The 2,841-nt window shown below is 34.9% G+C and carries 2 protein-coding genes and 2 rRNA genes; all 4 read left to right on the top strand.

What is annotated here, in order from left to right; translation table 11 throughout:
- Positions 1-126: 126 nt before the first annotated feature.
- A 5S ribosomal RNA gene (gene rrf, locus AC1DS7_RS28615) occupies positions 127-242 on the top strand.
- A 241-nt stretch (positions 243-483) separates the two neighbouring features.
- Positions 484-1,443 (top strand): alpha/beta hydrolase, encoded by a 960-nt coding sequence (locus AC1DS7_RS28610; protein WP_012260215.1) that lies wholly within the window; start codon positions 484-486, stop codon positions 1,441-1,443.
- 191 nt (positions 1,444-1,634) lie between these two features.
- Entirely contained in the window at positions 1,635-2,366 is a 732-nt protein-coding gene (locus tag AC1DS7_RS28605; protein WP_012260216.1) for a DsbA family oxidoreductase, read from the top strand.
- 351 nt (positions 2,367-2,717) lie between these two features.
- Positions 2,718-2,841, top strand: a 16S ribosomal RNA gene (locus AC1DS7_RS28600); the annotation flags it as partial.

The raw sequence follows: 2,841 nt of genomic DNA, 5'->3' as shown, positions 1-2,841 counted from the left end.
CAGGTTGATAGGTTCGAGGTGGAAGCATGGTGACATGTGGAGCTGACGAATACTAATAGATCGAGGACTTAACCATATAATATGAAGCTAATGTTATCTAGTTTTGAAGGAATATACCTTCATCAGTTTGGTGATGATGGCAGAGAGGTCACACCCGTTCCCATACCGAACACGGAAGTTAAGCTCTCTAGCGCCGATGGTAGTTGGGACCTTGTCCCTGTGAGAGTAGGACGTCGCCAAGCAACTTTAAGACGAGTCAGAATGACTCGTCTTTTTTGTGTTTTAAACTTCTTATCAGCCTCAAGTAAGTAATCCTTATTATTTTGATCCTCTCATATTCATTTTCTTTCATCATTTTTGATGTGTAGTTTAAGATTTTCTATTCTATTTTTTGTAGAAGCAATCTATCGGTGTGTTAAAATAGTACAGTTGTTTTTCGAGGTACTTTAATATAGGAAGATTTAAATTTTTTAAGGAGATAATATGAAGAAGATAGGTGTAATTACTATAGTGGTTTTAGTCCTTCTAGCAATTACTTATATGTTAGTCGGGAATTATTTTTATAATTATGCGTTGAATGCGAAACAAGAGAAAGAGTTTTTAGAGGATAATCCTCACTTAGTAGAAACTGTGAATGCATCGGGAGGTGTGTTTGCTACAAATGAAGAAAAGGATGCGAACTTTGTATCAAATCATAAACCTAATATACGAAACATAAATTCTTTCGATAAGTTGAAATTAACAGGTTATGAATATATGAATGAGCAATCTAGCCATAAATGGGCAATTGTAGTTCATGGATATGATAGTAGGGCATCGAAAATGACGAAATATATCCGGAATTTTTATGAAGAAGGATATAACGTCATAGCGCCAGATCTTCGTGGGCATGGAAATAGTGAAGGTGATTATATAGGGATGGGCTGGCACGATCGTAAAGATATTTTGATTTGGATTCAACAAATTGTAAAGAAAGACCCTAATGCTGAAATAGCACTCTTTGGAGTTTCAATGGGGGGAGCAGCTGTAATGATGACTTCAGGTGAAGAGTTACCCTCTAACGTTAAAGTTATTATTGAAGATTGTGGATACTCAACTGTTATTGATGAATTTACTTATCAATTAAACGATTTATTCCACTTGCCGAAGTTTCCTGTTATGAATGCGGCAAATACAGTTACAAAATTAAGAGCTGGATATGATTTAGAAGAAGCTTCAGCTGTAAAACAAGTAGCGAAAAGTAAAACACCGATGCTATTTATTCATGGGGACGCTGATACATTCGTTCCTTATGAAATGTTAGATGAAGTATATAATGCTGCAAAAGTAGAAAAAGAGAAATTAATTGTTCCAGGTGCTGGACATGGAGAAGCCGAGAAGGTAGATTCGAATAAATATTGGAATACCATATGGGAGTTCGTGGGGAGATACATTCCAGCGTAATTAGATTGTTTTAGATTTGTATTTTGTATATACGATAATCAGAAGGAAATGTTTTTATACTTTTGATTATCGTTTTTTCTATTTAAAAACTCATTTTAGTTTGTAGTATATAAGGTTTGAAGCATAAATTTTTGAATTCCTTATTGCCAGTGCTACAATAATTGAAAACTACATGTTAATGAGGTGTTTCTATGAAAATTGAAGTATGGTCAGATTTTGTATGCCCATTTTGTTATATTGGGAAACGTAGATTAGAAATGGCTTTAGAGCAATTTCCGCATAAGAAAGATGTTGAAGTTGAGTTTAAAAGTTTTGAATTAGACCAAAATGCTCCAATCTATTCTGGAACAAGTATTAATGAAGTACTTGCATCAAAGTATGGGATTAGTATTGAAGAAGCTAAGCGTAATAATATACAACTAGGCAATCATGCAGCTAGTATGGGGTTAAGTTTTAATTTTGAAGAGATGAAGCCGACGAACACTTTTGATACGCATCGTCTTGCCAAATTTGCAAAGGATCAAGGGAAAGAAAAAGAGATTACGGAAAATCTACTTTGTGCATATTTCACTGAATCGAAAAATTTAAGTGATGTGGATACGCTTGCTACTATTGCTGAAGCTTCAGGTTTAGATAAGCAAGAAGCTCTACATGTTATTAATGATAAAAGCGCATATGCAAATGATGTTAGAATTGATGAAGCGATTGCTCAGCAATATCAAATTTCGGGAGTTCCTTATTTTATTATTAATCAAAAGTATGCTATTTCAGGTGCGCAACCACTTGAAACTTTTGTTGGTGCACTTCAGCAAGTTTGGGAAGAAGAGAATCCTGCACCTAAGTTACAAGAGCTTTCTTCAGAGGGTGGAAGCGATATGTCTTGTACGGATGAAAGTTGTTCTGTACCTTCAAAAGAACAATAGTTTTTATGATGGAATAGCAACCCATAGAGTGTTTCATGGGTTGCTTATCTATTCTTATAGAAGAGGTATATAAATAGATAAATTAATAACGTAAATAGGATTTATAAAAAAAATGAAGTTTTTTATAAAAACATATTGACGATTGTAGGTTAGAGGTGTAATATAGAACAAGTCGCCGATAGCAACAACGCAGAAAGCGACAAAAGAAATAAAAAAACTTGGTTGACATTGAAATATGAAAATGTTAACATAAGGGAGTCGCAAATGAGCGGCAAACAAGTTCTTTGAAAACTGAACGAAACAAACAACGTGAACGTCAATTTTTATTTTTAGATGCTAGACAAACTAACTTTATTGGAGAGTTTGATCCTGGCTCAGGATGAACGCTGGCGGCGTGCCTAATACATGCAAGTCGAGCGAATGGATTAAGAGCTTGCTCTTATGAAGTTAGCGGCGGACGGGTGAGTAACGTAAC

This window comes from Bacillus sp. P4_E1 (assembly GCF_056401715.1).
This window is presented reverse-complemented; position numbering and strand designations above follow the sequence as displayed.

What these genes read in the sequence shown, in the direction of transcription:
- AC1DS7_RS28610 (WP_012260215.1), top strand. Translation starts at nt 484, where the DNA reads ATGAAGAAGATAGGTGTAATTACTATAGTGGTTTTAGTCCTTCTAGCA.
- AC1DS7_RS28605 (WP_012260216.1), top strand. Translation starts at nt 1,635, where the DNA reads ATGAAAATTGAAGTATGGTCAGATTTTGTATGCCCATTTTGTTATATT.